Consider the following 2,597-nt stretch of genomic DNA (forward strand, 5'->3'; position numbering starts at 1 on the left):
GGTCTTTGCCTTCACGCAGCGCCTTGATCGCGGCATCCATATCGAAAGTTGGTTTGGTCATGGGTCATCTCTTTTCGGTCAATGGTAAAGAAATGACACAGAATTCTGAACACTACCGCGCGGTCGCTGCGCTCTCATTATTGCGCATAAAGCCCACAAAATTGTCCGCGGCTGAGCGCGGCGTTATGCATCAGAGAATTAGATGACCCCTTTGACAATAGTTCCAGAAAATTCGGATAGTGCGTTCAGTGTCGGTGGCACTGCGCCTGTGAGTGGAATTGATCTTAATCCGGAACTTGCGTATTTCTTCTCGATTCCAAATCCATATGCAGAGGGAGAGCTAATCTCTGTATTCATAACCACAGATTTCGATAGATTTTGGGAAGGCCGTGGCCGACTAATGTATAGCTGCGAGACTGTGATTGTTTTCGCCCACAAGAAAAATGGGGAAAGAGCAGATGATCTTAACGCTTCAGTGTTGTCACGCCATTCATTAAGGTTAGAGCAGGAAGAAGACGATTATAACTGTGAAGATGAATACTGGTCGCATCATAAGTTAGGCGGTTTCTCATACTTGGAAGTCTCTGGAAAGCTCGATCAGAAGGCAATACAGCATATTAGAGATAATAATTTACAATTTATTGCTCAAATTTCATTTCCAGATAATGATGATGACTCCGTAAGTGGTAACTGGCCTGTTGGAGATTGCACTATTTCAGTGTATTCGGATCCTGGGCAGAAAAAATTTTCAGTGGTTTGGGCGTAGCTCGCCATGCATAACAAACAGCGGCAGAGCGACAGCCAACGCTGGGCGTTTATATGATTTGAGAGAACGCAATGAAAGCCTTATCATTTTTAATAGTCCCTTTGGTGCTTTCTTCAATTAATTGCTTTGCATCCGAAGCAAACCCAATTACGCAGATCGACAAACTTTTAAAAAGGCACGTGGACGAAAAAAGAAAATCCGCAAATCTGGCCGGTCTTGGTGCGATAGTTATTCAGGACAGCAAGATCATTGGACTTTCGGTTAGCGGCGAGCGTAAAAAAGGCGATGGTGTTCTCGTCTCACAGAAGGACCTATGGCATATTGGTTCCATTACTAAATCTTTTACAGCTACGATGATTGCTCGCTTGATTGAAAAAGGTGATTTGAAGTGGGATACATCTATCAAAGATGTTTTTCCTGACGAAAAGAACATCCATTCAGAATGGAATGATGTGACTCTAGGCAACCTGCTTGCACATACATCGGGAGCAACACGCAATTTCTCGCTTTTGGTTAGCTTAAAAAATCCAAACGCGGGTAGTGAAAGAATGGCTGCAAGAGAATCAGCAGTGCGAAATATACTCTCTCAGCGGCCAGAAGCAACGCCAGGTGGCACCTTTGTATACTCAAATGTCGGATATACGATTGCGGGTGTAATAGCTGAAAATAAGGCAGGAGCTTCATGGGAAAATTTAATTAGAAAAGAGGTTTTTTCACCTCTAGGGATTAAGAGTGGAGGCTTTGGTGCCCCTAAAGATATAGAGGGAAAGTTGAGTCAGCCATGGGGGCATAAAAAATTATTTGGTTTTACTAAGAGTGGAAAAGATGATAACACGCCAATAATTGGACCTGCTGGTACAATACATTTGTCGCTTAATGATTTGGCTTTGTATGCTGATGAACATCTTCAAGGCATACAAGGGCGTAGTTCATTCCTCAAAAGAGAATCGTTCCAGCGTCTACATCACCCAAATCTTAATAGCTATGCTTATGGCTGGGTAATCGGTCCACCGGAAGAGTTAGGTGTTGGTACTGCTCATTGGCATAACGGATCAAATACTATGTGGTATGCATTGCTTGTAATTTTACCAGATATCAATGCCGCGATAGCCATAACCTCTAATGACGGTAACTTTAAAGTTGCCGAGTATTCTGCTTGGGAAATAGTCAAGCGTTTAGCTAAACCGTTAGAGATTGCACATAAAAAATCTATGAGCTCGGGCGCTGTAAAGAGCGCCGGTTATTGAGGCTTTATGTGAGCACAAGGAAAGAGCTATGGGCGTAAATCTGAAAGAGATTGATGGAATAAAAATTCAGCCAAAACACTTAGCCTCATGTCACTGCGGCTTTGTAAAAATTGAACTGGATCTACCTGATGGCCTTATTGATCTTCGGCGTTGTGATTGCTCTTTGTGTCGCAGGAGAGGTGCAATCGCCGCATCAGTATCGCTAGATGGCATCAATGTCTTAGAAGGGCATGAGCATTTAAAGCTATATCAATTCAATACTAATACAGCAAAACACTATTTCTGCGGAAATTGCGGTATTTACACACATCACCAAAGACGTTCCAATCCTACTCAATACGGTTTCAATGTGGCGTGCCTGGAGGGTGTAAACCCTCTCAAGGTCGGTGGTGTTCCAACATACGATGGGGTAAACCATCCAGCGGACCGAGGGTAACTCACATAACAATCAGCGGCAGAGCGACAGGAACCTAACCCGCTTTTGCACACACCTCCATCTAACGGAATTGGAGGTGTCGAATGGCACGAAGAAAGCACTACAACCGCTATGACGATGATTTCAAGGCAACAGCAGTCTCGCTATC

General features: G+C 43.7%; 4 protein-coding genes. All 4 read left to right on the plus strand.

Annotation, left to right across the window (positions count from 1 at the left end; all coding sequences use genetic code 11):
- On the plus strand, positions 1 to 206 hold a 206-nt coding region (locus LC093_RS20110), incomplete at its 5' end, for a hypothetical protein (RefSeq protein ID WP_226669257.1).
- On the plus strand, positions 203 to 766 hold the full coding sequence (locus tag LC093_RS20115) for a hypothetical protein (RefSeq protein ID WP_226669260.1): 564 nt from the start codon (positions 203 to 205) through the stop codon (positions 764 to 766). The genes LC093_RS20110 and LC093_RS20115, both read left to right, overlap by 4 nt.
- A gap of 71 nt (positions 767 to 837) precedes the next feature.
- On the plus strand, positions 838 to 2,013 hold the full coding sequence (locus LC093_RS20120; RefSeq protein WP_226669264.1) for a serine hydrolase domain-containing protein: 1,176 nt from the start codon (positions 838 to 840) through the stop codon (positions 2,011 to 2,013).
- A gap of 28 nt (positions 2,014 to 2,041) precedes the next feature.
- Entirely contained in the window at positions 2,042 to 2,449 is a 408-nt protein-coding gene (locus tag LC093_RS20125) for a GFA family protein (protein ID WP_226669267.1), read from the plus strand.
- Positions 2,450 to 2,597: the final 148 nt, after the last annotated feature.

The organism is Microbulbifer aggregans (assembly GCF_020524005.1).
GTDB lineage: Bacteria > Pseudomonadota > Gammaproteobacteria > Pseudomonadales > Cellvibrionaceae > Microbulbifer > Microbulbifer aggregans_A.

Excerpts from the sequence above, each read along its gene's own strand:
- LC093_RS20115 (WP_226669260.1), top strand. The coding sequence starts at position 203 with ATGACCCCTTTGACAATAGTTCCAGAAAATTCGGATAGTGCGTTCAGT.
- LC093_RS20120 (WP_226669264.1), top strand. The coding sequence starts at position 838 with ATGAAAGCCTTATCATTTTTAATAGTCCCTTTGGTGCTTTCTTCAATT.
- LC093_RS20125 (WP_226669267.1), top strand. The coding sequence starts at position 2,042 with ATGGGCGTAAATCTGAAAGAGATTGATGGAATAAAAATTCAGCCAAAA.